The organism is Streptomyces sp. NPDC012474, from assembly GCF_042955185.1.
GTDB lineage: Bacteria > Actinomycetota > Actinomycetes > Streptomycetales > Streptomycetaceae > Streptomyces > Streptomyces cahuitamycinicus.
The window spans coordinates 64,695-89,526 of sequence record NZ_JBIBEP010000008.1; the positions used below are offsets into that span (position 1 = coordinate 64,695).

General features: G+C 72.6%; 22 protein-coding genes and 2 pseudogenes. 7 read left to right on the plus strand and 17 right to left on the minus strand.

Annotated features, from left to right (window positions below):
* Positions 1–18 precede the first annotated feature (18 nt).
* Positions 19–900, plus strand: coding sequence for a hypothetical protein (locus tag ACFY9S_RS19070; RefSeq protein ID WP_391129737.1), 882 nt, complete (start codon positions 19–21; stop codon positions 898–900).
* A 156-nt stretch (positions 901–1,056) separates the two neighbouring features.
* Positions 1,057–1,602, plus strand: coding sequence for a sigma-70 family RNA polymerase sigma factor (locus ACFY9S_RS19075; protein ID WP_391129740.1), 546 nt, complete (start codon positions 1,057–1,059; stop codon positions 1,600–1,602).
* A gap of 70 nt (positions 1,603–1,672) precedes the next feature.
* Here the strand turns inward: ACFY9S_RS19075 and ACFY9S_RS19080 are convergent, their stop codons facing one another.
* The 5 genes from ACFY9S_RS19080 to ACFY9S_RS19100 all read right to left on the minus strand — a co-directional run bounded on the left by ACFY9S_RS19080 (position 1,673) and on the right by ACFY9S_RS19100 (position 5,615).
* Positions 1,673–2,098 (minus strand): thioesterase family protein, encoded by a 426-nt coding sequence (locus tag ACFY9S_RS19080; RefSeq protein WP_391129743.1) that lies wholly within the window; start codon positions 2,096–2,098, stop codon positions 1,673–1,675.
* Positions 2,099–2,156: 58 nt separating this feature from the next.
* Positions 2,157–2,792, minus strand: coding sequence for a hypothetical protein (locus ACFY9S_RS19085; protein ID WP_391129746.1), 636 nt, complete (start codon positions 2,790–2,792; stop codon positions 2,157–2,159).
* Between the two features lie 60 nt (positions 2,793–2,852).
* A complete protein-coding gene (locus ACFY9S_RS19090) occupies positions 2,853–3,701 on the minus strand; it encodes a cytochrome c oxidase assembly protein (RefSeq protein WP_391129748.1) in 849 nt (282 codons plus the stop codon).
* Complete coding sequence (locus ACFY9S_RS19095; RefSeq protein WP_391129751.1) at positions 3,701–4,264, minus strand: DUF2243 domain-containing protein; 564 nt, start codon at positions 4,262–4,264, stop codon at positions 3,701–3,703. The genes ACFY9S_RS19090 and ACFY9S_RS19095 overlap by 1 nt, the downstream gene beginning before the upstream one ends.
* A gap of 142 nt (positions 4,265–4,406) precedes the next feature.
* Entirely contained in the window at positions 4,407–5,615 is a 1,209-nt protein-coding gene (locus tag ACFY9S_RS19100; protein ID WP_391129754.1) for an aminotransferase class I/II-fold pyridoxal phosphate-dependent enzyme, read from the minus strand.
* A gap of 87 nt (positions 5,616–5,702) precedes the next feature.
* Here ACFY9S_RS19100 and ACFY9S_RS19105 point away from each other — a divergent pair, with 87 nt between their 5' ends.
* A complete protein-coding gene (locus ACFY9S_RS19105) occupies positions 5,703–6,329 on the plus strand; it encodes a winged helix-turn-helix transcriptional regulator (RefSeq protein ID WP_391129757.1) in 627 nt (208 codons plus the stop codon).
* A 160-nt stretch (positions 6,330–6,489) separates the two neighbouring features.
* Here ACFY9S_RS19105 and ACFY9S_RS19110 read toward each other — a convergent pair whose 3' ends face one another.
* Positions 6,490–7,983, minus strand: coding sequence for an IucA/IucC family protein (locus tag ACFY9S_RS19110; RefSeq protein WP_391129760.1), 1,494 nt, complete (start codon positions 7,981–7,983; stop codon positions 6,490–6,492).
* Positions 7,984–8,084: 101 nt separating this feature from the next.
* On the opposite strand from ACFY9S_RS19110, the gene ACFY9S_RS19115 reads away from it, so the two are divergent.
* Together ACFY9S_RS19115 and ACFY9S_RS19120 are read left to right on the plus strand one after the other, a co-directional pair.
* Positions 8,085–9,650 (plus strand): IucA/IucC family protein, encoded by a 1,566-nt coding sequence (locus tag ACFY9S_RS19115; RefSeq protein ID WP_391129763.1) that lies wholly within the window; start codon positions 8,085–8,087, stop codon positions 9,648–9,650.
* Between the two features lie 32 nt (positions 9,651–9,682).
* On the plus strand, positions 9,683–10,054 hold the full coding sequence (locus ACFY9S_RS19120; RefSeq protein WP_391129766.1) for a (2Fe-2S) ferredoxin domain-containing protein: 372 nt from the start codon (positions 9,683–9,685) through the stop codon (positions 10,052–10,054).
* Here the strand turns inward: ACFY9S_RS19120 and ACFY9S_RS19125 are convergent.
* The 7 genes and pseudogenes from ACFY9S_RS19125 to ACFY9S_RS19155 all read right to left on the minus strand — a co-directional run bounded on the left by ACFY9S_RS19125 (position 10,049) and on the right by ACFY9S_RS19155 (position 17,725).
* Entirely contained in the window at positions 10,049–10,465 is a 417-nt protein-coding gene (locus ACFY9S_RS19125) for a universal stress protein (protein WP_062929930.1), read from the minus strand. The genes ACFY9S_RS19120 and ACFY9S_RS19125 overlap by 6 nt on opposite strands.
* A 2-nt stretch (positions 10,466–10,467) precedes the next feature.
* Positions 10,468–11,967 (minus strand): amino acid permease, encoded by a 1,500-nt coding sequence (locus ACFY9S_RS19130; protein WP_391129769.1) that lies wholly within the window; start codon positions 11,965–11,967, stop codon positions 10,468–10,470.
* 80 nt (positions 11,968–12,047) lie between these two features.
* A pseudogene (locus ACFY9S_RS19135) lies at positions 12,048–14,121 on the minus strand (iron ABC transporter permease).
* A 7-nt stretch (positions 14,122–14,128) separates the two neighbouring features.
* Entirely contained in the window at positions 14,129–15,112 is a 984-nt protein-coding gene (locus tag ACFY9S_RS19140) for an ABC transporter substrate-binding protein (RefSeq protein WP_391129772.1), read from the minus strand.
* Positions 15,109–15,978, minus strand: coding sequence for an ATP-binding cassette domain-containing protein (locus ACFY9S_RS19145; protein ID WP_391129775.1), 870 nt, complete (start codon positions 15,976–15,978; stop codon positions 15,109–15,111). Before ACFY9S_RS19145 ends, ACFY9S_RS19140 begins: the two co-directional genes overlap by 4 nt.
* 240 nt (positions 15,979–16,218) lie before the next feature.
* Positions 16,219–16,752 carry a DUF1360 domain-containing protein gene (locus ACFY9S_RS19150; RefSeq protein WP_391129778.1) on the minus strand — a complete coding sequence of 178 codons (534 nt, stop codon included), beginning with the start codon at positions 16,750–16,752 and terminating at the stop codon, positions 16,219–16,221.
* Entirely contained in the window at positions 16,745–17,725 is a 981-nt protein-coding gene (locus tag ACFY9S_RS19155; RefSeq protein ID WP_391129781.1) for a Rieske 2Fe-2S domain-containing protein, read from the minus strand. Before ACFY9S_RS19155 ends, ACFY9S_RS19150 begins: the two co-directional genes overlap by 8 nt.
* Positions 17,726–18,098: 373 nt before the next feature.
* Between ACFY9S_RS19155 and ACFY9S_RS19160 the strand changes: the two genes are divergently transcribed.
* Both ACFY9S_RS19160 and ACFY9S_RS19165 read left to right on the plus strand, forming a co-directional pair.
* Positions 18,099–18,431, plus strand: a complete 333-nt coding sequence (locus ACFY9S_RS19160) for a universal stress protein (RefSeq protein ID WP_391129784.1) — start codon at positions 18,099–18,101, stop codon at positions 18,429–18,431.
* A gap of 26 nt (positions 18,432–18,457) precedes the next feature.
* Entirely contained in the window at positions 18,458–18,733 is a 276-nt protein-coding gene (locus ACFY9S_RS19165) for a hypothetical protein (RefSeq protein ID WP_391129787.1), read from the plus strand.
* Positions 18,734–18,926: 193 nt separating this feature from the next.
* Here ACFY9S_RS19165 and ACFY9S_RS19170 read toward each other — a convergent pair whose 3' ends face one another.
* The 4 genes and pseudogenes from ACFY9S_RS19170 to ACFY9S_RS19185 form a co-directional block, all read right to left on the minus strand.
* Complete coding sequence (locus ACFY9S_RS19170; RefSeq protein WP_391129790.1) at positions 18,927–19,448, minus strand: YetF domain-containing protein; 522 nt, start codon at positions 19,446–19,448, stop codon at positions 18,927–18,929.
* Between the two features lie 160 nt (positions 19,449–19,608).
* Positions 19,609–21,891 carry a protein translocase subunit SecD gene (gene secD, locus ACFY9S_RS19175; RefSeq protein WP_391129793.1) on the minus strand — a complete coding sequence of 761 codons (2,283 nt, stop codon included), beginning with the start codon at positions 21,889–21,891 and terminating at the stop codon, positions 19,609–19,611.
* A gap of 575 nt (positions 21,892–22,466) precedes the next feature.
* A pseudogene (locus ACFY9S_RS19180) lies at positions 22,467–22,697 on the minus strand (response regulator transcription factor); the annotation flags it as partial.
* A 522-nt stretch (positions 22,698–23,219) separates the two neighbouring features.
* A complete protein-coding gene (locus ACFY9S_RS19185; protein WP_391129796.1) occupies positions 23,220–24,755 on the minus strand; it encodes a potassium/proton antiporter in 1,536 nt (511 codons plus the stop codon).
* Positions 24,756–24,832 lie beyond the last annotated feature (77 nt).

Here is a 24,832-nt window from a genome sequence, read left to right on the forward strand (position 1 = left end):
TCAGGAGGACTCGCAGTCATGACCCACTTCGCCGTGCGCATCCCGGGTGAGGGACTCGCCGAGATCAACGGAGAGCTCCTGGCCGTCGGGCAGGGCCGGTCCGTGCACGAGGCCGTGCTGGACCGTCTGCAGCAGTACGCGCAGGAGCGCGCCGCCGCGGTCGAGGCCACGGTCGACGAGGGCCCCGGAGGGGCGCATTTCGTCCTCCAGGTGGCACCCGACGGCTCCAGCCGCCTCGTCGACCCGACGGAGCGGGCAGAGTCGGCCGACCACGCCCAAGAACCGCCCCCGCCGGGTCCTGCCGCGTCGGCCGTCGCTCCCGTGTCGGCCGCTCCTGCACCCGCACCCGCGTCGGCCGTCGCCACGGCCGTCGCGCGGGCCCGCGCCGCCGCGACCGCACCGCCCGCACCCGTCCCGTCGGCGGCCCCCGCCCCGCCCCCGCCGCCCTCCCGGCCCCTCCCGCGGGAACTCGCGGACCGGGTGGCGCACATCAACGCACTGGCGAGGAGGGGCCGACTGGAGGAGGCGTCCGCCGAGGTGACCGCCCTGCGCGAGGAGCTGACGCGCACGGCGGGTACGGAGCACCCGGACGCCCTGGAGGCCCGGGCCATAGAGGCGTACCTGGCGTACCTGCGCGAGGACCACCGGGAGGCCACGGTGCTGGCCCTGTCGGTGGCCCGCATCCTGTGCGGCGCGGGCGCCCCACAGGCACCGGCGGCGGTGGCGCGGGCGGCGGCCGCGTGGCAACGGCTGGAGGACGACCGGGCGGCGGAGATCCACGGCCGGGAACTGCTGCACATGTGGGGCAGGCTGCGCGGTGGCGGCCGCCTCTCGCCGGCGGACGAACACCTGGCCCACCGGGTGCGTGCCCACGTGGAGGCGCTGTCGTCCTGCGTGTGACCGGGGTGGGCGTCGTTCGGGCGGACAGGCGATGTACGAGCCGTCGATCGAGCGTCAAACGAACGTGGAACTGCCCTGACCACACTCCGTTCCACCGGAGGCCCCGGTTCCAGTCGGCACGGCTGGACGGGCCACGCCAAGGAGCAGGAGCACACCATGAACGTGACGGTGATCGGGTCGGCGAGCGCGGTGTCGCCCGAGGAACGGGCGCTGAGGAACCTCTACCTGGAGCACGGGCCGGCCCTCTACGCGTACGTGCTGCGCATGCTGGGCGGGGACACCCACCGCGCGGAGGACGTTCTCCAGGAGACGCTGCTGCGCTGCTGGAACAAGCAGACGCTGGCCGACGGCGAGGGAATGGCCGTGCGGCCCTGGATGTTCCGCATCGCCCGCAACATCGTGATCGACGCACACCGTACGAAGACGGCCCGCCCGCCGGAGATAGGCGGCGCGAGCTGGCTGACCGAACTGGGCAGCGACGCCGACGAGATCGAACGCATGCTGTCGTCCATCGTCCTGCACGACGCCCTCCGGGCACTGACCCCCGCACACCGCGCGGCCCTGGAGGCCACCTTCTTCGCCGACCGCACCACCCAGCAGGCGGCCATCGCCCTGGGCGTCCCGCAGGGCACGGTGAAGTCCCGCGTCTACTACGCCCTGCGCAGCCTCAGGACGGCGCTGGAGGAGCGCGGCATGCGCTGACCCACCCGCGCCGCGCCACCGCCCGCCGGGGACCCGGGCCACGGCACCGCCCGGGACCCGGCGCACAGCACTAGGGGAGCCCGAACATGCCCGGGTCCGACGCCAGCTTCCGGAACACCGCCGCGGGATCGGCGACCAGTTTGCGCCTTTCGAGGTCCAGGATCCCGCCGACCGCCGAGATCTCGGCGGCCACCGTCCCGTCGGCCTTCACCACGGTCTGCTCGATCCGGAACGTCTTGCCGTCGCCCCACTGGAAGGCGCACGTCACCTCCACCTCGTCGCCCGCGAGGAGCTCCCGCAGGTAGCGGATGGTCGTCTCCAGGGCGACCGGGCCCACGCCGCTGCCGATGAGGGCGGACTGGCTGATCCCGGCGGCGTGGAGCAGCGACCAGCGGGCGTGCTCCGCGTAGTTCAGGTAGACCGCCTGGTTGAGGTGTCCTTGGACGTCCGTCTCGTATCCGCGGACGGTCACAGGGACGGAAAACGGCTCGCTCACGGCTTCCCCTTCGGGCTCTCGTGCACTGCGCAACGACCCACCGATCTTGGCATGCTCATCACGCCCGGCGCGGTGAAGCCAGGAGATACCGGTTCCCGGTGCGCGGCTCACGGTGCTCGCTCACCTGCCAGCCCGCCCCTTCCAGGGTGGCCGCGCAGGCCCGCAGCGCCGCGCCGTCCGGCTCGTGCACGGCGACGGCCTCCGGCTGCGGGGTCTCCCGTACCCGATAGCCCCCGCCCTCCGGCCCCGCCGGAGCGTGCCCGGCCGCCTCCAGAGCCAGCGCGGCGGCCCGCACCAGATGCGTACGCTCCCAGCCGCACGGCCGGTCCGTGCCCCCGCCCGGGTTGGTCATCCGGCGCAGCTCCAGCAGCCCCTGCCAGGCACTGTGCACCTCACGGCGCCGGGCGGGCCCGGCATCCGCAGCGGCTTCCTCGCCGCCGACGCGTGCGGCGAAGACGCCCGTCGGCGCGGGAGCCTCTCCCGGCCCGGCGGGCTCGGGGACCGGTGTGATCCCCTGCCGTACCCGGTGGCCCTCCGGCGTCAGGAAGTGATCGTGCGGCGGCCGCGGGTGCCGGAAGGCCAGCCCCCGCTTCACCAGCGCCGTCAGCTGCGACTCCGTGCCCCTCAGCCGCCCGGTCACCGGGTCGGCGGCGTCGATGACACGCCGCTGCGCGGCGGTCGGCGGTCGGGTCACGGCGCACTCCTCTCCGGCTTCGGACAGCCCCCGGGGCACAACGCCCCACCTGCTCGAAGGCTACGACCCGCCACTGACACTCCGGGCCGGGACGACTCCCCGCCGGGCACCACGGCCCGTCGCGCACCGGGGCTCGGGCCGCCACGTGGCGACCAGCGCGGCGGCCAGCAGCAACTCGGCCAGGTCGCCGCCGTAGTACATGACCTCCGCGCCGCCCTGCACCTGGTCGACCGGCGCGTGGATGTCGACCCAGAAGCCGCCGTACATCACCTGGGAGATCACGGCGTGCGCCGCGATCGCGACGCCGAGGTAGACCAGCCTGGCCCGGGCCCCCGGCCTGCTGGGGGCCGGGTCGGGTCCGGCGATGGCATAGGCGAACAGGCATCCGGAGAGCAGGAAGTGCGCGTGCAGCAGCCAGTGCGCGGCCGGACTGGTCGTGGTCGCGTTGTACAGCGGGGTGAAGTACAGCACCACGAGGCTGCCCGTGGAGAGCACCAGCGCGGGCGCCGGGTGGGCGATCACGCGGGCGGGGAGACTGTGCAGCACCGCGGTCAGCCGTCGGCCACGGGGCGGGGGCAGGGTGCGCAGCAGGAGCGTGACGGGGGCGGCCAGGACCAGTGCGAGCGGCGCGTACATGCCGATGAGGAGGTGCTGGGCCATGTGCCCGCGGAAGTCCTCGTGGGCGAAGGGGGCCACGGGCGGCAGCAGCGCGACGCCGAGCAGGAGGATCCCGCCCAGGAAGAAGCCGGTCCGCCACCGGCTCCAGCCGAGGGCCGGATTGCGGTGGTGCGCCCGGCGGACGAGCAGCAGGTAGCCAACGGCGGCGGCGAGCAGCACGAGCGCCGGCGGCAGCCAGTCCGGGGCGCCGCTGCCCGCGTCGTGCCCGTGCTCGGGCAGGTGGTGGCCCATCAGCCCGGCCGGCCCGCACGGCGGTCGGCGGATGCACCGGGGGCGAAGGCCCGGCCGCTGAGCTGGAGCAGGTGGCCGCCGGCGACCAGCAGGGCGCCCAGGACGAGGAAGCCGATGTCCCACCACACCTGGCCCTCCCCGGCGTGGACGTGGTGGATGCCGAGGACGTGGTGGTCCACGACACCTTCCACGAGGTTGAACAGGCCCCAGCCGACGAGCATCCAGCCCCACAGCACGCGGGAGGTCCACACCCGCAGCCGGTCGTGGGTGACCCGCGAGTACAGCAGGGCCAGCCCCAGGAGGACCGAGAGCCAGCACACGGTGTGGAAGGCGCCGTCCCACAGGGTGTTCATCTCCAGGCCGGAGACGGTGTGGGGGTTGTAGTACTTCACCCCGATGCGGTCCTGGTTGGTGCTGGAGAGCATGTGGTGCCACTGCAGCAACTGGTGCAGCAGGATGCCGTCGACGAACCCGCCCATCCCCACGCCGAGCACGATGCCCGGCAACCGGATGTCCGCCGGTCGTGCGGTGTCGGCCCGGGCTTCACCCCGCGTGGTCGCCATCACTCGTCTCCGTCCTCGCCTGGAAAGGGACCGAAGACGACGTTCCCCTCCGCGCGGCGCTCACGCCCTGCGCTCTGCCTCCATCCGGCTCAAAGACCCTTTCCGGCCGTCCCCGTGCGATCCGGGAATCGCTCGGCGGGGCCTACTGGCGGTACCCGCCGAGGAACCGGCCGATCCGGCCGATCGCGGCCTCCAGGTCGTCCGCCTGCGGCAGGGTCAGGATGCGGAAGTGATCGGGGGCCGGCCAGTTGAAACCCGTGCCCTGGACCACCTGGATCTTCTCCCGCAGCAGCAGGTCCAGGACGAACTTCTCGTCGTCGTGGATCCTGTGCACCTTGGGGTCGAGACGCGGGAACGCGTACAGGGCGCCCTTGGGCTTCACACACGTCACGCCGGGGATGTCGTTGAGCTTCTCCCAGGCCACGTCCCGCTGCTCCAGCAGCCGGCCGCCCGGGGTGGTCAGCTCGCGGATGGACTGCCGGCCGCCGAGCGCGGCCTGGATGGCGTACTGGGCGGGCGCGTTGGCGCACAGCCGCATGGAGGCCAGCATGGTGAGGCCCTCCAGGTAGTCCTTCGCGTGCTGCCGCGGTCCGGTGACCACCAGCCAGCCGGATCGGAAACCCGCCACGCGGTAGGTCTTGGACAGGCCGCAGAAGGTGAGGACCACCAGGTCGGGGGCGAGGGCGGCGGCCGAGTGGTGCACGGCGTCGTCGTAGAGGATCTGGTCGTAGATCTCGTCGGCGAAGACCATGAGGCCGTGCCGCCGGGCGAGGTCGAGGATGCCCTCGACGATCTCCCTGGGGTAGACCGCGCCGGTGGGGTTGTTCGGGTTGATGATCACGACCGCCTTCGTCCGGTCGGTGATCTTCGACGCCATGTCGTCGAGGTCGGGGTACCAGTCGGCCTGCTCGTCGCACAGGTAGTGGACCGCCTTGCCGCCCGCGAGGGTCGTCACCGCCGTCCAGAGCGGGAAGTCCGGGGCCGGGATCAGGATCTCGTCGCCGTCCTCGATGAGCGCCTGGACGGCCATCGACACCAGTTCCGAGACGCCGTTGCCGAGGAAGACGTCGTCGACGCCGACCTCCAGACCGAGGGTCTGGTAGCGCTGGGCGACCGCGCGGCGGGCGGAGAGGATGCCGCGCGAGTCGGTGTAGCCGTGGGCCTGCGGCAGCATCCGGATCATGTCCTGGAGGATCTCCTCGGGAGCCTCGAACCCGAAGAGTGCCGGATTGCCGGTGTTCAGGCGCAGCACGCTGTGACCCGCCTCCTCCAGCGCGTTGGCCTGCTCGATGACCGGGCCGCGGATCTCGTAACAGACCTCGCTGAGTTTGCTCGACTGCCGGAACTCCATGCGCCGCTTCTCCTCTGTCGAACTGTGTTGCTTGGTTTTACCAAGTGCGCGCTTGGAAAGTCCAACAAGTTGTCTAGACTGCGTCGCATGCCACCTCGCCGAAGCTACGACCAGTACTGCTCCGCCGCCCGTGCGCTCGATGTCGTCGGCGACCGCTGGACCCTGCTGATCGTCCGGGAGCTCCTCGCCGGTCCCCGCCGCTACACCGACCTGCACGCGGACCTGCCCGGCGTCAGCACCGACGTCCTCGCCTCGCGGCTGAAGGACATGGAGCGCGACGGCCTCGCGACCCGGCGCCGGCTGCCGCCCCCAGGCGCGGCCTTCGTGTACGAACTCACCCCGCACGGGCAGGAGTTGCTGCCCGTGCTGCAGGCGCTGGGGGAGTGGGGGCGGTCCGGGCTCGGCGAGCGCCGGCCGACGGACGCGGTCCGGGCACACTGGTTCGCCCTGCCCCTGCTGCGCCTGCTGGACGGGGAAGGGCTCGTCGAAGTCCGCCTGGAAGAAGGCCTGTTCCATCTGCATGCCGGTGCCGAGGAGGGGCCCGTGTACGGCGACGGGCCCGCCCCCGGGGAGCCGGACGCCCGGCTGGCCCTGGACACGGCCACGTGCACGGCCGTCGCCCGCGGTGAGCTGAGCCTGACCCACGCCGTGCGCGCCGGGCGAGTCGAGGTGAGCGGCGAGGGCGCACTCGCCAAGGCGCTGCGCGAGGCTTGAGAGAGAAGGCCCGCGGGAAGCAGGCCTTCTGAGGATCGGTCAGGTGGGCCCCGGTCAGGCGGGGGGCCTTCCGGGCGTCCGCCCGCCGCCGCGCGTCGGCGCGTACCCGCAGGCCCCCGAAATCCTGATGATCAACCGGCTCCGCTTCCGAACGCCCCTCTCACCGAAGGGGATTGGGCAGTTCCGCCCACTGGTCCCCGGGTGTCAGCGGCGAGAGCCGCATCAGCGTCAGCGCCTTCGTGGGCAGGGGATCCGCGCACAGGGCCGCGAGGTCAGCGCTGCGCGGCAGGTCCCGTACGGCCGTCTCCAGCGCCGCTCCGAGCGCCGGGCCCGACCCGGCCGTGCCGGCCAGCGCACCCGCCACGAGCGAGCCGAACAGCTTGCGGCGGAGCGCGCGTTCGTCGTCCGTGACCATCCGGGCCGGCAGCCCGGGCGCCGTGATGCCGTGCCGGGCGAGGCGGGCCGGGCTGACGCGGATGTCGGCCAGGTCGCGGTAGACCAGCCGCAGTGGCTCGCCCGCCGCCGAGAGGACCACCAGGAGGTTCTGGCCGTGCGCCTCCAGGGCCACGCCCAGCTCCAGCAGCCGCAGCCCGACGGTGAGCGCGAGCCGGGCGAAACCGGCCAACCAGGCGGGGGAGCCGGGCAGGCCGGTGGTGGCGAGCGCCGCCACCGGCAGGACCCGCTCGCCGCTGCCCGCGTACGTCTGCGGCGACTCCCGCAGGACGGCCGCGAAATCGGGGGAGCCGGCCGCCGCCGCGCCCAGGGTGCGGGTGACGTGCAGCAGGCCGTCCGTGCGCGCCGCCGATGTCGCGGCGAAGTCCGACAGCATCGTGGACGCGGCCACCGAGGGCAGGGAGATGTCCCGCACCGAGGACGTCAGCCGGGCGCTCAGCGAGGTCTTCACATGCGGCCCGCCGGGCAGGGCCAGCGTCCGCAGGGACATCAGCGGATGCGCGGGGCGCCGCTCCTCGCACACCCGCTTCAGCACATGCGCCGCCTGCCACGGGTGCACCGGCAGCACCACCCGCTCCCCGTCCCGCAGCTCCCGCGGCCACACGCCCGTGACCAGGCACTCCTCGGACCGTACCGGCACCAGGCCCAGCTCCACGACCGGCCGGTGCTCGGGCCCGTAGGCCAGCTGCTCGGCCACCGAGAAGCCGGGCCGGGACCGGCACGTCGGATGGAAGGGATGCCCGTCGGCGATCCGCTGCTCCCACTCCCAGTCGTTCTCCGGCCAGTCGTCCCGGTCGCCCTCCTGCCCTGCTCGCGACAGCGCCAGCGAGGCGACGCTGTGCCCGAGTTCGGCGGCGAAGGAGGCGGAGTGCGGTACGGCGAGGTCCGTCATCAGCCGCGCCGGATCGGCGTAGGCCGTCCCGCCGAGCCGTACGACGGTGACGTACGCGCCGGTGGCGTACGGATCGGGCCGGGGGCCGTGCAGCCGGCGGCCGTCGGACAGGGACAGCGTCAGACCGTCCCCGTCCTGCTCGCCGCGGGTGACCCAGGGCAGCGGATCGTGGGCGAGACCGCGCCACAGCCGGGACAGTACGGCCGCCCGGGCGCCGGGCAGTTCGGCCTCGTACCGCGGCAGGAGCCCGGGCCGTACGACGGACAGCTCGTCGGCGACCTCGGTCTCGGCGGAGGGGGGACGGTGCACGGGCGGGCTCCTCGGGTACGCATAGGGGCGTCGCAGCGGAATGGCGACGACCGACATACTGATCATCTCCGCCCGGAACGCTGGAAGGACCGTAGGGACGAGTGGAACGCGTGGACCTCATGCCCCCGCCCGCCGACGACGACTCGGCCCACGGTCGCGACCCGGCCACCGGGGCCCTCGCCGACGCATATGCCGCCGTGCCCCTGCTGAACTGCCTGCTGCGGGAGGTCGCCCGGCCGGTGCGCCGGGAGGGCGGCCATCGCGTCTACCGGCTGCCCGGCGGGGACCGCCTGCTACGGGTGCGCGGTACGCGGCGGCCCGCCGAACCGGAGGTCGGGATCGCGGGCGCCTGGCACCGCCTCGGCCACACCGAGCTGGTCAAGCTCGTCGCCGAGGAACTGCGCCGGCACACCGGGCTGTCCAACCACGAGCTGCCCGCCGAGATGCTCGACAGCCGGGAAGCCGTGGCCGCCCTGCTCGCCGCCCGTGCCGGGGCCACCCCGCCCGGCGACCTCTACCTGCGCTCCGAGCAGTCCCTCCTCACCGGCCACACCCACCACCCCGCCCCCAAGGCGCGCGGGGGCGGCCCCGCCGCCGCCTGGCTGCCGTACGCGCCCGAGGCGTACGCCCGCTTCCCGCTGGTCCTGCTCGGGCTGCGCGAGGACTGCGTGGTCGAGGAGGGCGACACCTCCGCCCTCGACGCGCTCGGCACGGTCCCGCCCGGCTACCGGCTGCTCCCCGCCCACCCCTGGCAGCTGGACCTGGCCGGTGGGGAGCTCGCCGCCGCCTTCGCGGACGGCAGGCTGATCCGGCTCGGCACGAGCGCCTTCGACACCTGGCCCACGGCCGCGATCCGCACGCTCTACGCGCCGGAACAGGACCTCTTCCTCAAGTTCAGCCTGGACGTGCGCATCACCAACGACATCCGCCGGCTCTGGCGCCACGACCTGCTCGCCCTGCGCGGGACGGACGCGGCCGTGTGCGCCGCCCTCGCGACGTTCGACGGGCCCCCGGCCTGGCTCGCCGACCGCGGGTACCGCACCGCCGGCTTCGCCTTCGAGGCACTGGCCGTCCTCGTGCGCGACGGCTTCGGCGACCGTCTCCTGCCCGGCGCGACCCCGCTGCTCGCCGCCGGTCTGGTCGAGGGCTTCGACGGCAGCCCGCTCGACCGCGCCGCCGACCCGGGGGCCTGGTGGTCGGCCTACCTGGCCCGGGTCGTGCCCCCGGCGCTGACGGCGTTCGCCGAACACGGCGTCGTCATCGAGGCCCACCTGCAGAACACCCTGGTCGCCGTGGACGCCGGCGGCATGCCCGTGCAGGCGCTGTACCGGGACGCCGAGGGCGTGAGACTGCTGCCGGAGGTGTCGCGGCAGGCCGGCTGGGAGCGGCTCGTGTACTGCCTGGTCGTCAACCACCTGACCGAGATCGCCGGCGCCCTCACCGAACGGCACCCCGGGTTCGACCCCTGGCCCGCCGCCCGCCGCGAACTCGCCCGCCACGACCTGCCCGAGATCCACGCCCTGCTCGGCTCGCCGACCCTCCCCGCGAAGACCAACCTGCTGCTGCGGTGGACGGGCGCGGACGGCGCCGACGCCCGCTACCGGCCCCTGCCCAACCCGCTCCGGGAAGGGACCCGGCCCTCCGGGCCCGACACCCGCCTGACATGATCATCGCCACGCGCAGAGAGGGAGGGAGCGGCATGTCCGCGACGCCGGAAGCAGGGGTTCCCTGCCGCATCGTCGTCTGCCGGGACTGCTGCTGCGGGACCCGCAAGATCAGAGGCGTCGATCACGCCGCCCAGACCGAGCGTCTGCGCGCGGCGGGTCCGGTGCGGATCTCCGACTGCCTCGACGTCTGCGACCAGGCCAACGTCGTCGTCGTCCAGCCGTCGGCGGCGGGCCGGGCAGCCGGTGCCCGGCCGGTGTGGCTCGGGCTGGTCAACGACCCGGCCGCCACCGAGGACGTCGTCTCCTGGGTGCGCGAGGGCGGCCCCGGCGTCGCGCCCCTGCCCGACATTCTCGGTCTGTACGTGTTCACACCGCACGCGCGACGCCGCCCGGGCGGCTCATGACCGGGCCGGCACGCACAGCACGGGCACCGTCGACAGGTGCAGCAGCTTGTGCGGTGTGGAGCCCAGCAGCGCGCCCCGCACCGGGCTCTCGCCCCACGTGCCCACCACGATGACCCGGGCGCCGTGGCGGGCCGCAGCCTCGATCAGCGCCTGCGCGGGCCGCTCGTCGATGAGCTCCACGGACGTCCGCACACCGGCCTCGTCGGCCACCCGGACCGCGTGCGAGAGCGCGGTGCTGCCGGCCTCGCGGACGGCCTCGTGATGAGCGCCGTACTCCTCGCCCGTGACGCCGGGGGCGGCGACGCCGTGGACGATCACCAGGGGTTCGTCGTACGCGGTCGCCACCTCGATGGCGACGCGCAGCGCACTCAGGGCGCCCGGGGACTCGTCGTAGCCGAGGACCACCGACATGTTCAGGACTCCTTGCCGTCGACGAGGTCCGGATCGACCACGCTCGGGTGTTCCGACCAGAAGGCCGGCGCCGTCAGCCGCCACACGACCATGAGGACCACGCCCACGAGGGCGATGCCGATGCCGATGACCAGCGGCGGCCCCAGCCCGAACCACGAGACGCCGCTGTAGCTGTTCTCGGGGTCGGACATGTCCGCCACGGATTCCACCAGCAGCCACGCCAGCAGCCCCGCGCCGACCAGCGGGCCGAGGCCGATCAGGAAGAAGTTGCGGGCGCTGCGGGTCAGCTGGCGGCGGTAGTAGACCGCGCAGGCGAGGCCCGTGAGCGCGTAGTAGAAGGCGATCAGCAGGGACAGGGCGGTCAGGGAGTCGAAGAGGGCGTTCTCACTGACGTGGTAGAGGACGAGGTACCAGGCGATGGCGATGCCCGCGACCCACCACGTGCTCACGTCGGGGGTGCGGAACCGCGGGTGGATGCGGCCGAAGTGCGCGGGCAGCGCGTGCCGGCGGGCCATGGACAGACCCGTGCGCGACGCCGGGATGATCGTCGTCTGCGTGGAGGCGAGCGCCGACGTCGAGACGGCGATGAGGACGACCCAGTCCCAGCCGCCCATCGCCTCCTCGGCGAGCAGGGCGAAGATGAACTCCTCCTCCGCCGCGTTCTCGGCGAGGTAGTCCGTTCCGGCGTAGGCCACGACCGCGAAGGCGACCGCGAGGTAGGTCACCAGCAGCAGCACGGTCGACCACACGGCCGCCTTGCCGGGCGCGGTGGCCGAGTCCTCGACCTCCTCGGTGAGGTTGACCGCCGATTCCCACCCCCAGTAGATGAACACACCCAGCAGCAGGGACGCGGTCAGTGACGCTCCGCCGGCTCCGAACGGATCGAGCCAGCCGAACTCCGGATCGACGGCGTCGAGGGTGCCGGTGTCGGCGTAGACGCGGTACAGCGCCACCACGGCGAAGGCGAGCAGGCAGACGACCTGCGCCAGGATGAGGACGTTCTGCACCTTGGCCGACACCTCGGTGCCGATCACGCACACCGCCGTCATCACCAGGATGAGCAGCACCGTCAGCACCTGGCGCACCACGTCGTTGTCCGCCCAGCTGTCGAGGCCCACGGCGAGCAGGAAGAACGTCACGGCGACGTCCGCGAGCGACCCGACGACCAGGACGCCCGTCATCGCGATGGCCCAGCCGCCCAGCCAGCCCGCCCACGGCCCCATGGCCCGGGTGACCCAGGAGAACGTCGTGCCGCAGTCCTGGTCGACCTTGTTGAGGTAGTAGAACGCCGACGCGATCAGCAGCATGGGCACGAACGACGCGAGCATCACCCCGGGGGCGTAGATGCCCACCAGTGCCACGATCGGGCCGATGACCGCCGCCACGGAGTACGCGGGGGAGGTCGCGTTGAGCCCGATGACCAGGGCGTCGAGGAACCCGATCGCATTGGGTTTCAGGCTCGCCTCCGGGGGCGGGCCCGGGTCCGTGATGTCCTTGGCCATGCTCCCTCGCTCCTGTTGTGTGTGCATCCATACAACAGGCACTTTCGGGGTACTTTAACTATTGATGCCCCTTTCGGGCGTCATGTCGTTCTCCGGCCGCGGACCAGCAGGTGCAGGAAGTACGGAGTGCCGATCACCGCCGTCATCAGGCCGGCGCCCAGCTGGGCGGGGGCGATGACGGTACGGCCGATCAGGTCGGCCGTGCAGACCAGCGCCGCGCCGAGCAGCACGGCCACCGGCACGACCCGCCCGTGCCGCCGGCCCACGAGGGCACGCGCCGCGTGCGGCGCCACCAGGCCGACGAAGCCGATCGTGCCGGCCGAGGCGACGGCGGTCGCGGCGAGCAGCACGCCCGTCACCAGGAAGCCCAGCCTGGCCCGCGGCAGTCCGAGACCGAGCAGCAGCGGGGTGTCCTCGTCCAGGGAGACGAGGTCCAGCTCGGCGCGTCGGGCGACCGCGACGGCCAGGCCCAGCGCCAGCACGAGCGCGACGGGCAGCACGTCCGGCATGGTCCGCCCGTACGTCGAACCGGACAGCCAGGTCAGCGCCTTGACGGCGTTGAACGGGTCGGTGAGCACGATGAGCAGGCTGATCAGGGCCGTGGAACCGGCCGCCATGCCGATACCGACGAGGACCAGCCGGTTCTGCCGGTAACCGCCCCGGGCGGACAGCCCGAAGACGATGGCCGAGGCCAGCGCCGCGCCCCCGAAGGCCGCGCCCGCGACCCCCCCAGGAACCGGCCGCGGGCACGGTGGTGACGAGCAGGACGGCGCCCAGCGCGGCACCCCCGGAAACGCCCAGTACACCGGGCTCCGCCAGGGGGTTGCGGGTCACGGCCTGCACCAGCGTGCCCGCCAGGGCGAGCGCCGCGCACGCGCACAGCGCCGCGAGCACCCTCGGCACACGGGTGTCCAGGACGAACGAGACGGTCTGCCCGGCCCGCCCCTGCACCCAGTTGGCGACATCGCCGAGCAGGAGCTTGCTGTCGCCCAGCAGGACGCCGGCCAGCGTGACGCCGACGACCGCTGCGACGAGTGCGGCCACGGTGACGAGGAACGCCGTCCGGCTCGGGATGCGCAGCCGGTCCGGCGCGTCGGCCCCGGCGGTGTCCTTGAGGCGCAGGGCCGCCACCACCAGGAAGACGGCACCGACCAGGCTGGTGACGATGCCCGTCGGGACGGCGACCGCCGTGTCCGCCGGGATGAGGGCCCGCAGCAGCACGTCCGACCCGAGCACCAGCGCGGCACCGGCCAGACCGGCCACGGGCAGGACCGCCCGCACACGGACGAACCCCCGGAACCGGCGGGCGAGCGGACGGACCAGCGCGGGGGCGCACAGGCCGACGAAGCCGATGGGCCCGGCGAGCGTGACGGCCGCGGCGGACAGCAGCGCCGCCAGGACAACCACCGTGACCCGGGTGGCCCGCACGGGGACGCCCAGCCCGCGCGCCGCGTCGTCCCCGAGGGCGAGCGCGTCGACCCGGCGGGCGACCAGCAGCAGCCCGGCGAGCCCCACCAGGGCGACGGGCAGCATCTGCAGGACGCCGTCGAAGCCGTTCTGGCTGATGCTGCCCTGGTTCCACTGGTAGAGGCCCTCCGTCTGCTGCGGGAACAGCAGGAGCAGCCCCTCCGTCACGGAGTTCAGGCCGAGCGCGAGCGCGGTGCCGGCGAGGACCAGCCGTACGGTGCCCGTGCCGAGGCCGGACAGGGCGAGCACGACCGCGGCGGCCGTCAGCCCGCCCGCGAAGGCGACACCGGAGGAGGCGAGCAGCGGCAGGGAGACGCCGGTCGCGCCGACCAGCCCGAGGGCCAGGTACGAACCGGCGTTCACGGCGAGGGTGTCGGGGGAGGCGAGCACGTTGCGGCTGACGGCCTGCAGGACGGCGCCCGCGATGCCGAGGACGACGCCGACCAGGATGCCGGCGGTCATCCGCGGCAGCCGGGAGGCGATGACGACGGAGGCGTCGCCCGGGTCGGCCTGCCCGGTCAGGGCCTTGAACACCTGGGACGGCCCGACGGCGGCGGTGCCCTGGGTGATGTCGACGACGGCGAGGGCGGCGACCAGGAGGACGAGAGCGGCCGTCACCGCGGCCGCACCCGTCCGGGACGCGGCCGCGGGCGGACGGGTGACGGGGGGCGCTTCGGTGACGGCCATGGCCCCGCTACTTCGTCAGCGCGTCGACGAGGGCGTCGATGTACGCCTCCATCGACTCGGGACCGCCGAACATCCAGATGCCGTCGGGCAGCCGGTGCACGTCACCCGACTTCACGAACGGCAGGGAGGTCCACACGGCGTTCTTCTTCAGCTGGCCGGAGAACGGGTTGCTGGACTTGTCGTCGTCGTTGCCGATGTAGGCGAACCGCACGTCCTTCGGCAGGGCGGTGAGACCTTCGACGTCGGTGGTGCCGAGGCCGTAGGCCGGGTCGCCCTTGACCTTCCAGGCGTTCTTCAGGCCGAGCTGCTCGTTGACCGCGCCGATGAGGGAGCCGCTGGTGTACGGGCGCAGGGAGACCTGGTTGGACGTCACGTAGCCGTCGGCGAAGGCGATGTCGGCGCCCTCCAGCTTGGCGTCGGCGAGGCTCTTCTTGCCCTCGGCGACCTTGGCCTCGAAGTTCTCGCGGGCCGTCTCGGCCTTGTCGGTGGTGCCGGTGGCCTTCGCGATGAGGTCGAGGTTGGTGAACATCTGCCCGATCTGGTCGGAGGCGTCCGCCGACTTGATCTCGAGGACCGGGGCGATCTTCCGCATCTGCTTCACGGCGGCGTCCGGCAGGTCGGAGCTGGCCACGATGAGGTCGGGGGCGAGCGAGGCGATGGTGTCCATGCTCGGCTCGCCGCGCGTGCCGATGTCCTTCGGCTCGTTCTTCAGCGGGACGGCGGTGTCCCAGGTCTTGTAGCCCTTGACGTCGGCGACGCCGACCGGGTCGACGCCGAGGGTGATGAGGCTCTCGACCTCGTTCCACTCGGTGGCGACGACCTTCTTGGCCGGGCCGTCCAGCTTCACCGTCGCGCCGGTGGAGTCGGTGAGGCTGATGGCCTCGGTGGTCTTCTTCTTCGCGCTGTCGGCGGCCGGCTCGGTGGTGCCGCAGGCGGCGAGGGTGAGCGCCGCGGCGGTGGTGGTGGCAGCGGTGAGCAGGAGACGTCTCATGAGGTGGTGCCGAGCCTTTCGCTTCGGGTGGTGCGGGTGTGGTGCCGGCCGATCGGACGGGTCCGTATCCGGCCGGTGTGGGGGTCTGTGTCGACGTCGATCCGGATGCCGTAGACGGCGGTCAGCCGCTCCGGGGTCAGGACCTCCTCGGGCCGGCCGTCGGCGACGATCCGGCCCGCTTCGAGCAGCGTGATCCGGTCGGCGATGGCCGCCGCCTGGTCGAGGTCGTGCAGGACGACCCCGACGGCGATCCCGTGGTCGTCCGCCAGGTCGCGGACGAGGTCGAGGAGTTCGACCTGGTAGCGCAGGTCGAGATAGGTCGTCGGCTCGTCCAGCAGCAGGACGCCGGTCTCCTGGGCGAGGCAGCTCGCGAGCCACACGCGCTGCAACTGCCCGCCGGAGAGGTGGTCGGCGCCGCGCTCGGCGAGGTCCGTCACCCCGGTGAGCGCCAGCGCCCGTTCGACGGCGGCGGGCGCGTCGGGGTCCGGCCGGCCGAAGCGGCCCCGGTACGGATAGCGGCCGAACTCGACGAGATCCCGCACGGTCAGCCCGCTCGGCGTGGGGCGCCCCTGTGTCAGCAGGGCCACGTGCCGGGCGAACTCCCGGGCGGACAGGGCGAGGCCGTCGGTGTCGCCGTCGATGCTGAGCTCGGCACGGCGGGCCCGCTGCAGCCGGGCGATCGTCCGCAGCAGCGTCGACTTCCCGCTGCCGTTGGGACCGACCAGGACGGTCACCTCGCCGGGGCGCAGCGCCATCGCCGCGTCGTGCACGACGTCCGTGCCGTCGTACGACACGGTCACGCCCGTGGCCGACAGCTGATGCCCGCGCAGACGCGGTCCGCCGGCCGTTTCTTCACCAGATCTCACGCGGCGAAGGTTAGCCTAACCTAATATCGCCTTGACAAGGGGGTGTGGCTTCCGGATCACCCGCGGTGTCCGGCCGCACCTCAGGGCGTCAAAGGGCCGCTGTGATCGCCGGCGACGGACAGGGCCATGGCCGGGCTCCGCGTCCCGGCGGGGCACCGGAGCGGTGGGACGTCGTCATCCGGCCAGGGGGGACGGAGCGGTGGGACGTCGTCATCCGGCCAGGGGCGCCGCCGGGCCGCGTCAGTCGCCCGTCGTCCTGCCCACCAGCGCCCCGTACGCCAGTTGCAGCGCGTCCGCCCCGGCCAGGGCGGACAGCGTGCCCATGGCCGTACGGGTGGCGCGCGGCCAGAGCAGCCGGCCGGCGGTCAGGGCCGAGGCCACCCAGACGCTCATGCAGAACGGACAGGTCGCGAGCTCGCCGACGGTGTGCCTGCCCTGCTCGGGCTGAGCCTCCTCGTGCAACTCGGCCGGGCCCTGCGGCCCGACGTACCGGGTGAAGGGAGCGCGCAGCGGGCTGGTCACCGACGCCTTGCTCAGCAGCCGGCTGAGCCGGAAAGTGGCCACCGACGTCAGGACCAGGTCCCACGGCTCGGGCCGCTCGGGCAGCGGGCGCCCGCTGCGCCGTACCACCGTGGTCAGGGCCGCCGTGTAGGCCGCGAAACCGGCCATGGCCGCGAGATAGCCGCCCAGCGGGCGATCGTGCCCCGCCGCGTAGTCCCGGCGGGTGCGCCGGAGCACTCCGTGCAGCCGGCGCGCGAGGCGGTTGTCAGCCATGGTCGCCGTGCCCACCGGCAGCCCCCGATCGTGTTCCGTGCACCTGCCCGTTCGGCTCCCGGCCGGGCCTCGCGGGCTCCCCGCCGTCCTGGTGCCGCAGGCGCACCTCGACCTCGCCGCCGGTGATCCGCGTTTCGAAGGAGGGCTGGGGGGCGGTGGCCGGTCCGCGTACGTTCCAGCCGTCGGAGAGCCGGAACACGCTGCCGTGCCACGGGCACCGCACACACCCGTCGGCGACGGCGCCCTCGGACAGCGGCCCCGCCAGGTGGCTGCACCGCTCGGCCAGCGCGTGGATCACCCCGCCGGACTCGCGCACCACCAGCACCGGAACGTCGTCCACGCTGCGCCGCACCGGCTCACCGGCCGGGAACTCGTCGACGGTCCCGACCCGGTGCCAGCCCGGGGAGACGACGTTCGGGACCTCTTCGGCGTGATTGGCGCCGGAGGCCTGCCGGTAGGCCAGGTGGCCGCCCAGCATCCCCCCGGCTCCGACCGCCGTGAGCCCGAGGAAGCCGTAGGCCCGGCCCGGCCCCTGGCGCCCCTTGACGCGGCTGACGAGCGAAGCGGCGTACAGACCGACGGCCGCCGTGTTGCACACGGCGTGCACCAGCCCGATCCGCTGCTGGCGGTGGTGCAGCTCCGCCCAGTCCACCCAGCCGGCCACGGCCGCGGGGGCCGCGGCGCCCAGCCCGACCCCGATCAGCAGCCCCGACTCGCGCGAGCGGCCGGGGCGCAGATCCAGGACGGCCGCCGACAGCCAGCTTCCGATCGGCACCTGCACCATCAGCGGATGCACCGGGTGCCCGAGCCACCTGCCGTGCAGCAGGTCCCGGCCACGCCCCAGGGGAAGGGCCCGCACGCCCCTGCGGAGCGTGTCGATCAACGCGTCGGCCCGGGGCTCCCGCTCCAGACGGTCCAGCAACCACAGGACCCGGTTCTGCCGCATCACGCGGCGACGTGGGGTTGCGCTCATGCCCCGCCGGGTCCCCATTGCCACCGACGGCAAACGGAGCGCGCGGACGGCGACGGTCCTGGTCAACCGCCCCGCCGGCTCGGGCGCCGCGGAATACGCGCCGGCGCGGCAGGAGTCGCTCGGCTCGGACGCCCCGCGCTGGTGTACCGCCCGGACGCGAGCCGGTCCAGGACCGCGTCCGGCGCGGGTCGGGAGCGTCCCCGGCCGGTTCCCCGGCGGGGCCGGTGGGCACCCGCCGCGCGCTCACAGACCATGCAGCCACCGCCCGCCGGGGCCGGTGATCTGTCGGGTTCTTCGACTGCTCAGCCATGGGCCGACATGGGTGCAGGCGTCGCCATTCGGTCACGGGGATTCGCGGCGTTCCGATCTACTCATGCTGCTGCGTCGCGCCTGGCGCCGACCGGAACCGACTCCTTTCGACAGAACCATCGCCGAGCAGGCCCTCGTCAACCAGGTGCACCAGGTTCTTGGCAAGTCCGGTGCTGCCAAGGTGCGAAAGCGTCTGGTCAAGGGCAATCCCGTCGAGGTGCTGCCCAGTGAGGCGGAGGGGGCCACGGCCCTCGTCGTGGGCAGCCGGGGGATGGGCGGATTCCGTCGAACGCTCCTGGGCTCCGTGAGTCAGCAGTGTGCGCTGCACGCCACGTGTCCGGTCGTCATCGTTCGTGGGACCGTCGAGGTGACGGACTCCGTCGCACCGGCCGAGTGAGGCGGGGCTCGTCAGCGGACAGGCCCTTGGCGGTCCATTCCCGCAGCGCGCAGTCCCTGCTCCTCTTCCGTGCGGAGGCCACCACCGACCGCTACCGCGGGATCTTCGGCGTGTCGGAGCAGCCGATCGTCTCCAGCGACATCATCGGTGATTCCCGGGCCTCGATCGTCGACGCGGAGATGACCCGGGTCGTGGACGGCACCCTGGTCAAAATCATGAGCTGGTACGACAAAGAGTGGGGCTTCACCCACCAGATGGTTCGCGAGGCGCTCTCCGTGCTCGGCGTCGCTCGACCGCGGTGAGACCACATTCCAGCCCGATCGGGAGCACAAGAAGGCCGATGAGGCGGTGACCGCCAGGTGGTCACCGTGCCCGAGGGCAACCGGCCGAGGTGGCGGTGTGCGCGGGCACCGGATCAATGCCGTTCCGGACTCGCCGCGCTGTGGCGCAGCCCGGGCCGCGCGGCCCAGCCGGGGCTGGTGGTGGTTCGCCGTCCTACAGCACTTCGGGTCGGGCCGGCTCGTCGGTCTCTGTCCCGTTCTGGCGGAGGATGCTGATCATCCCGTTCGGTTCGAGGCAGGCGCGCTGTACCTGCGAGATGTCCTCGATCCCGTGCAGTCGCAGCTGGACCGTTACCTCGCTCCTGGTCATCAGTTCCCGCCGCATGACCTTGTGGTTGAGCCGGCCGTGTTCGATCAGCAGTCGGGGGCGGGCCTTGATGACGCGGCTCAGGCGGGGCCACCGGTAGGCGACAGCGTCCAGCACCAGGCTCCAGAGAATGACCGTGGCTGCCAGGATGACGCCGTCTGTGATGGAGTGGCTTTCGCCCACCAGGCCGGGGGCGACCGCCTGCGCGACCAGCACCACGAGGAAGACGTCGGTGATCCCCAGGCCGCCGGCCTCGCGCTGTCCGGCAGCCCGCATCATCGCCATCAGCACCAGGAAGGTGATCGTGCCGCGCAGGAAGATCTCCAGGACAGGGGTGCTCGGGACGAAGACCGCGTTCCAGTCAGGCATGCACCGAGGTAACCACCTCGCGGCGGCGCCCCTATGGGCGACGCGCGAGGTGCTCTGCCGCACTGGCCGCACATCTGCCCGGCCCGCCGCCGGCGGGTAGGGGCGTCTCCCTGCCGGCGTCATGTTCCGGGGCGGAGCATGACGCCTCACACGTACCGCGTCAGGGCGTTTGCGTGCTCTGAGTGCCCGCTCCGCGGGTGGTTCCCGGTGGCGGGGTGCCGCGGGAGTGGAGTTCGACGGCCAGCGGTGCTGCGGTGAACATCGAGGAGTAGGTGCCGACGACGATGCCGATGAGCAGGGCGAGGGCGAAGTCGGTCAGCGAGTCCCCGCCCAGCAGGGCGAGCGCGGACAGGATGAACGCCGCGCCCATGCCGGTGTTGATGGTGCGCGGAACCGTCTGCAGGATCGCAGTGTTGGTGATGCGCGCGAAAGGTGTCTTGCGCGGCGCGGCAGCGCTCTTCCTGCCCGCCCACAGTTCCCGGATGCGGTCGAAGACGACAACGGAGTCGTTGACCGAGTAGCCGATGACGGTGAGCAGGGCTGCCAGGAACACTCCGTCGATGGGCTTGCCCAGCCAGGCGAACACACCGATGAGGATGAGCGCGTCGTGTGCCATGGCGGCGACCGCTGCCGTGCCGAACGTCCAGCGGAAGCGGACGGCGAGGTAGAGCAGCTGGGCGGCGAGAGCCGCGGCGAGGGCGATGACGGCGCCGCGGCGCAGCTCTGCACCCAGGCTCGGCCCGATCAGTTCGTCCCGCGTTTTCTCCGCGGTGCCGGCCAGGTCGTCGATCGTCTCGGTGATCCGGGCCTCCTCGGCGTTGGAGAGCTCGTCGGTGCGCACGGTCAGGGCGTCTTCCCCGGAGGTCTGGACGACAGCGCGGGGGAAGCCCGCGTCGGCCAGGGCATCACGGGCCCGGTCGACAGACACCGGTGCGCTGGTGGAGTACTCGATGAGCCGGCCGCCGGTGAACTCCACGCCGAAGTTCAGCCCGCGCACGACGATCCCGGAGGTGGCCAGGACGAGGGCCGCGGCGGACAGGGCCAGCCAGCGCCGCCGGTGGCGCATCAGGTCCGGGTTGCGGCGGGAGAGCCAGTTGCGGACCGTGCCGGTGCCGGCGATACCGGTGAAGCGGGGACGTCGTCGTACGGCGCGGCGGGCGACGGCGAAGTCGGCGAGGACGCGGGTGATCACCAGGGCGCTGAGCATGGAGGCGAGCACGCCGATGCCCAGGGTGACGCCGAAACCGCGCACGGGGCCGGAGGCGAGGAAGAACAGCAGTCCGGCGGCGATGAGTGTGGTGATGTTGGAGTCGGCGATAGCGCTGAAGGCGTTGCGGAATCCGGCCGTCAAGGCGGAGCGCAGGCCCTTGCGGCGGCGGGTGGCGTATTCCTCGCGGGCGCGCTCGAAGACGAGGACGTTGGCGTCGACCGCCATTCCGATGGCGAGGACGAACCCGGCGAGCCCGGGCAGGGTCAGCGTGGCACCCAGGGCGGCGAGAGCGGCGTAGGAGATCAGTCCATAGCAGGCCAGCGCCAGTACGGCCAGCGTGCCCATGAGCCGGTAGACGGCGATGAGGAACAGGGAGGTCAGCACGGTGCCGATGACGGCGGCCTGCGCGCTGGCCCGGATGGCCTGAGCGCCCAGAGTGGGGCCGACGGTGCGCTGTTCAACGGTCTCGACCGGCACCGGCAGGGCGCCGCCGTTGATGAGCAGGGCCAGTTCCCGGGCCTCTGACTGGCTGAAGGATCCGGTGATCTGGGTGCTGCCGCCGGTGATGCCGGTGCGGCAGGCGACCGAGGGGTCGACCTGCGGGGAGGAGATGACCTTGTCGTCCAGCACGATGGCGACGCGGCGCGTGGGATCGCCTGCCGGGGCGCAGGCTGCAGCACCGGTCAGATCCGCCCAGCCGCCCGCGTCTTTGAAGTCGACGCTGACGAACCAGCCGCCCACGCCCTGCTGGTCGATCCGCGCTTCGGCACCCTCGACGTCTGCTCCCGTCAGCGCGGAGGGCCCCAGGCGCAGCCGTTGTCCGGATTCGTCGGGCAGCGTGCGTTCCTTTGGCCGCTCGGGCGGTGCCTGTCCGGGTTCGGCCGCGCCGAGCACGGGGTGGAAGGTGAGCTGGGCGGTACGGCCCAGGACGTCCGCGGCCTCACGCGGGTCCTGCACACCGGGCAGCTCGACGATGATCCGGTTGTCCCCGGAACGGGCGATGGCCGGCTCAGCGACGCCGAGTGCGTCGACGCGGCGGCGCAGCACCTCCAGGGTGCGATCGGTTGCCGCCGGGTCTGCCTCGGCGGTGGGCGAGTCACGGGTTTCCAGCACGATCTGCGTCCCGCCGCGCAGGTCGAGGCCGAGGCGGACCGGTACGGCCGCGGCGATGTAGAGCGACAGGGCAACAACAGCGAGGGCGAAGAACGCCCGTACACGCGTGGCGCGCGTCAAGAGTGCCTCCAGCAGACGTACCGCAACCGCCCCGGGCGGCGCGGAAGAAGACAAAGGGGAAGATGTCAGACGCCGGCTGGAGACGGTGGCGCCCGCCCACTGTGCCACGCGGTGTGCTCAGGAGGTCCGGCCGCCTCTGGCGCTTGCGCCGGCAGCGCCCCCGGCTCGGGCTGCGGCAGCACGGGGCATCGTGGGACGGGCGTGCCCCCGGTCGGCGGAGCGTGCCGCTCAGCGGTGGTGTCCCGGAGTGTTCGCGCCGGGACTCCCCGGCTCGTGGTGCACGTGTCGTCGGTGTGCGGGGCCGTACCGCCGCCACTTCCCTGAGCCACCACCGGGATCGAAGCCGTTATGCCGCTGGAAGAGGCGGCAGCTGTGGTGCCGAGCATGCTCAGAAGGCCGAGGAAAGCGACCAGTACAGGTAGCAGCCTGCCGACGGTGTCCGCGCGGCGCGGACAGCCGCACGGGGTGACGGCGCGACGGGACTGGGCCATAGCCGCCTCCTCCTCGGGCTCTGGTCGTCATAGCCCGATCCGGCACGTGGAACCGGGGGCAAGGCTTCGTGAGGTGCGGGCGGTTCAAGGCTCGATCAAACCCGCCCGAATGGCATAACGAGTCAGCTCAAGACGGTCGCGCAGTCCCAGCTTCTGCAGCAGGTTCGCCCGATGACGCTGCACGGTCTTGACACTGATGGACAACGTCCCCGCGATCTCCTTGGAGAAATGGCCCTCGGCGACGAGTTTGAGGACCTCCTCCCGCAGCCGGTCGAGCATGGCGTTGAAGGTGCGGATCAGCTCGGCCACCCTGCCGTGTCCGGCCACGGGCAGGCGCTGGCCCGGACGGAGCAGGTCCACGCTGGTCATGAGTGAGCCGGTCCAGCGGGGCCAGCCCGATACGCAGCAGGGCTGCGTTGGCCACCAGCATGACGATCAGGCCGCCGACCAGGATCACCGCTTCGGTCAGCAGCACCGGCACCGAAACGGTCACCGGTGCCCACAGCGGCAGCGCTGTGGCCATACCGAGCACCACGGCGTCGAATCCGAAGATCCGCCAGAACAACGACACAGCCTGTTCAGTCTCCTTTGGCATACGCCCCTGACGCCACTGTCCGTCAGGGGCGTCCGAGCTCACCGCGCTTGCATCCCGCGCCGGCTTCGTATCAGCCTCCCTGGGCGCGGAGTGCGCGTCGATGGGGTGCGAGACCCATCTCCCCTGACTCCTGCATCACCGAGCCCGCTGCAGATGGGTGCTGATGCCGATGGCTTCCCGTGACCGGGCCGGCAGCAGCGGTCCCGCTACGTGGAGCTGCGGGACTACCCACTCGCGGGCACCTACGACGAGGATCCGCCATGGGGAGCCGGGCCTGTCGAGCCGGGATGGCCGTGTTCGCCGAGCCAGCGGGCGAGTTTGCCGCGCCGGCCGACCGCGCGCAGCCGCCGTTCGGCGGCCTCGCGTACGCGGGGGGTTGTGATCAGGAGCAGTTCGTCTCCGGTACGCAGCATGGTGTCCTGGGTGGGGACGATGGTGGCGTCTTCCCGGACGATCAGCGTCAGGACGGTGGGCGGGGGCAGGCGCAGTTCGAAGACCGCCACCCCGGCCAGGCGAGAGCCCAGTGGAACGGTGACGGTGAGCAGGTCGGCGTCCAGGACGTCCAAGGGGGCGGTTTCCACCTCGATCTCGCGCAGCGCGCCGGGGCGGGTCAGGCCCAGCCATCGAGCGGCGGCAGGCAGGGTGGGACCCTGAATGAGGGTGAAGAGCACCACCAGGACGAACACGATGTTGAGCAGGTCACGCGCACCGGCGATGCCGGAGACGATGGGGTAGGTGGCCAACACGATCGGCACGGCGCCGCGCAGCCCGGCCCAGGAGATGAACGCCTGTTCGCGCCAGGGAATACGGAAGGGCAGCAAGCAGGCCAGGACGGAGATGGGCCGGGCGGCCAGCAGCAGGATCAGGCCGGCTGCGAGAGCCGGAAGGACAGCGGAGGGCAGCTCGCTGGGGGTGACGAGCAGGCCCAGCATGACGAACAGACCGATCTGGGCGAGCCAGCCCGCTCCTTCGGCGAAGGAGCGGGTGGCGGCGCGGTGGGGCAGCTGGGTGTTTCCCAAGACGAGTCCGGCAAGGTAGGCGGCGATGATGCCGCTGGCGCCCACGGCTCCGGCGGCAGCGAAGGCGATGATTCCGAAGCCGACGGTGGCCAGCGGATACAGCCCGGTGGCGGGCAGGGCGATGTGCCGCAGGGCGGCGGCGCCGACGCGGCCGGTCAGCAGCCCGATCGCGCCACCGGTAGCGAGCTGGTACAGCACGTTGCCGAGGATGTGCGCCGGGTCAGGGGTGTCGCCGGTCGCGGTGGAGAAGACCAGCACCAGGATGATGGTGGGCGCGTCGTTGAAGCCGGACTCAGCTTCCACCAGGCCGGTGACCTTCTGCGGCAGCGGCAGCGTGCGCAGGACTGCGAAGACGGCGGCGGCGTCGGTGGAGGAGACGATCGCCCCCAGCAGCAGGGCCAGGCTCCAGTTCAGGCCCAGCAGCCAGTGGGCTCCTACGGCGGTGACCGCGACCGAGACGGCCACGCCCGCGGTGGCGAGCACTCCGGCGGGTGCTACCAGGCGCTTCACGTCCGCCCACCGGGTGGACAGGCCGCCTTCGATGAGGATGACCGCCAGGGCGGCGTTGCCCAGGGACTGGGCGAGCTGGGCGTCGTCGAAGTCCAGACCGATGACGTCCTCACCGGCGATGACACCGACCGCGAGGAACAGCAGCAGGCTGGGCAGCCCCAGCCGGTGAGCGGCGCGTGCAGCGGCGATGCTGGCCAGCAGCACCGTGCCGCCGATCAGCAGCATGAGGTACAGCTCTTGCAACGTCATCCGCACGTCCTCGCGATGCCGGCGGCTGCCTGGTGGGCACGGCGGCCGTGACCGGGATACTCGGGCGCGAGCTGCTG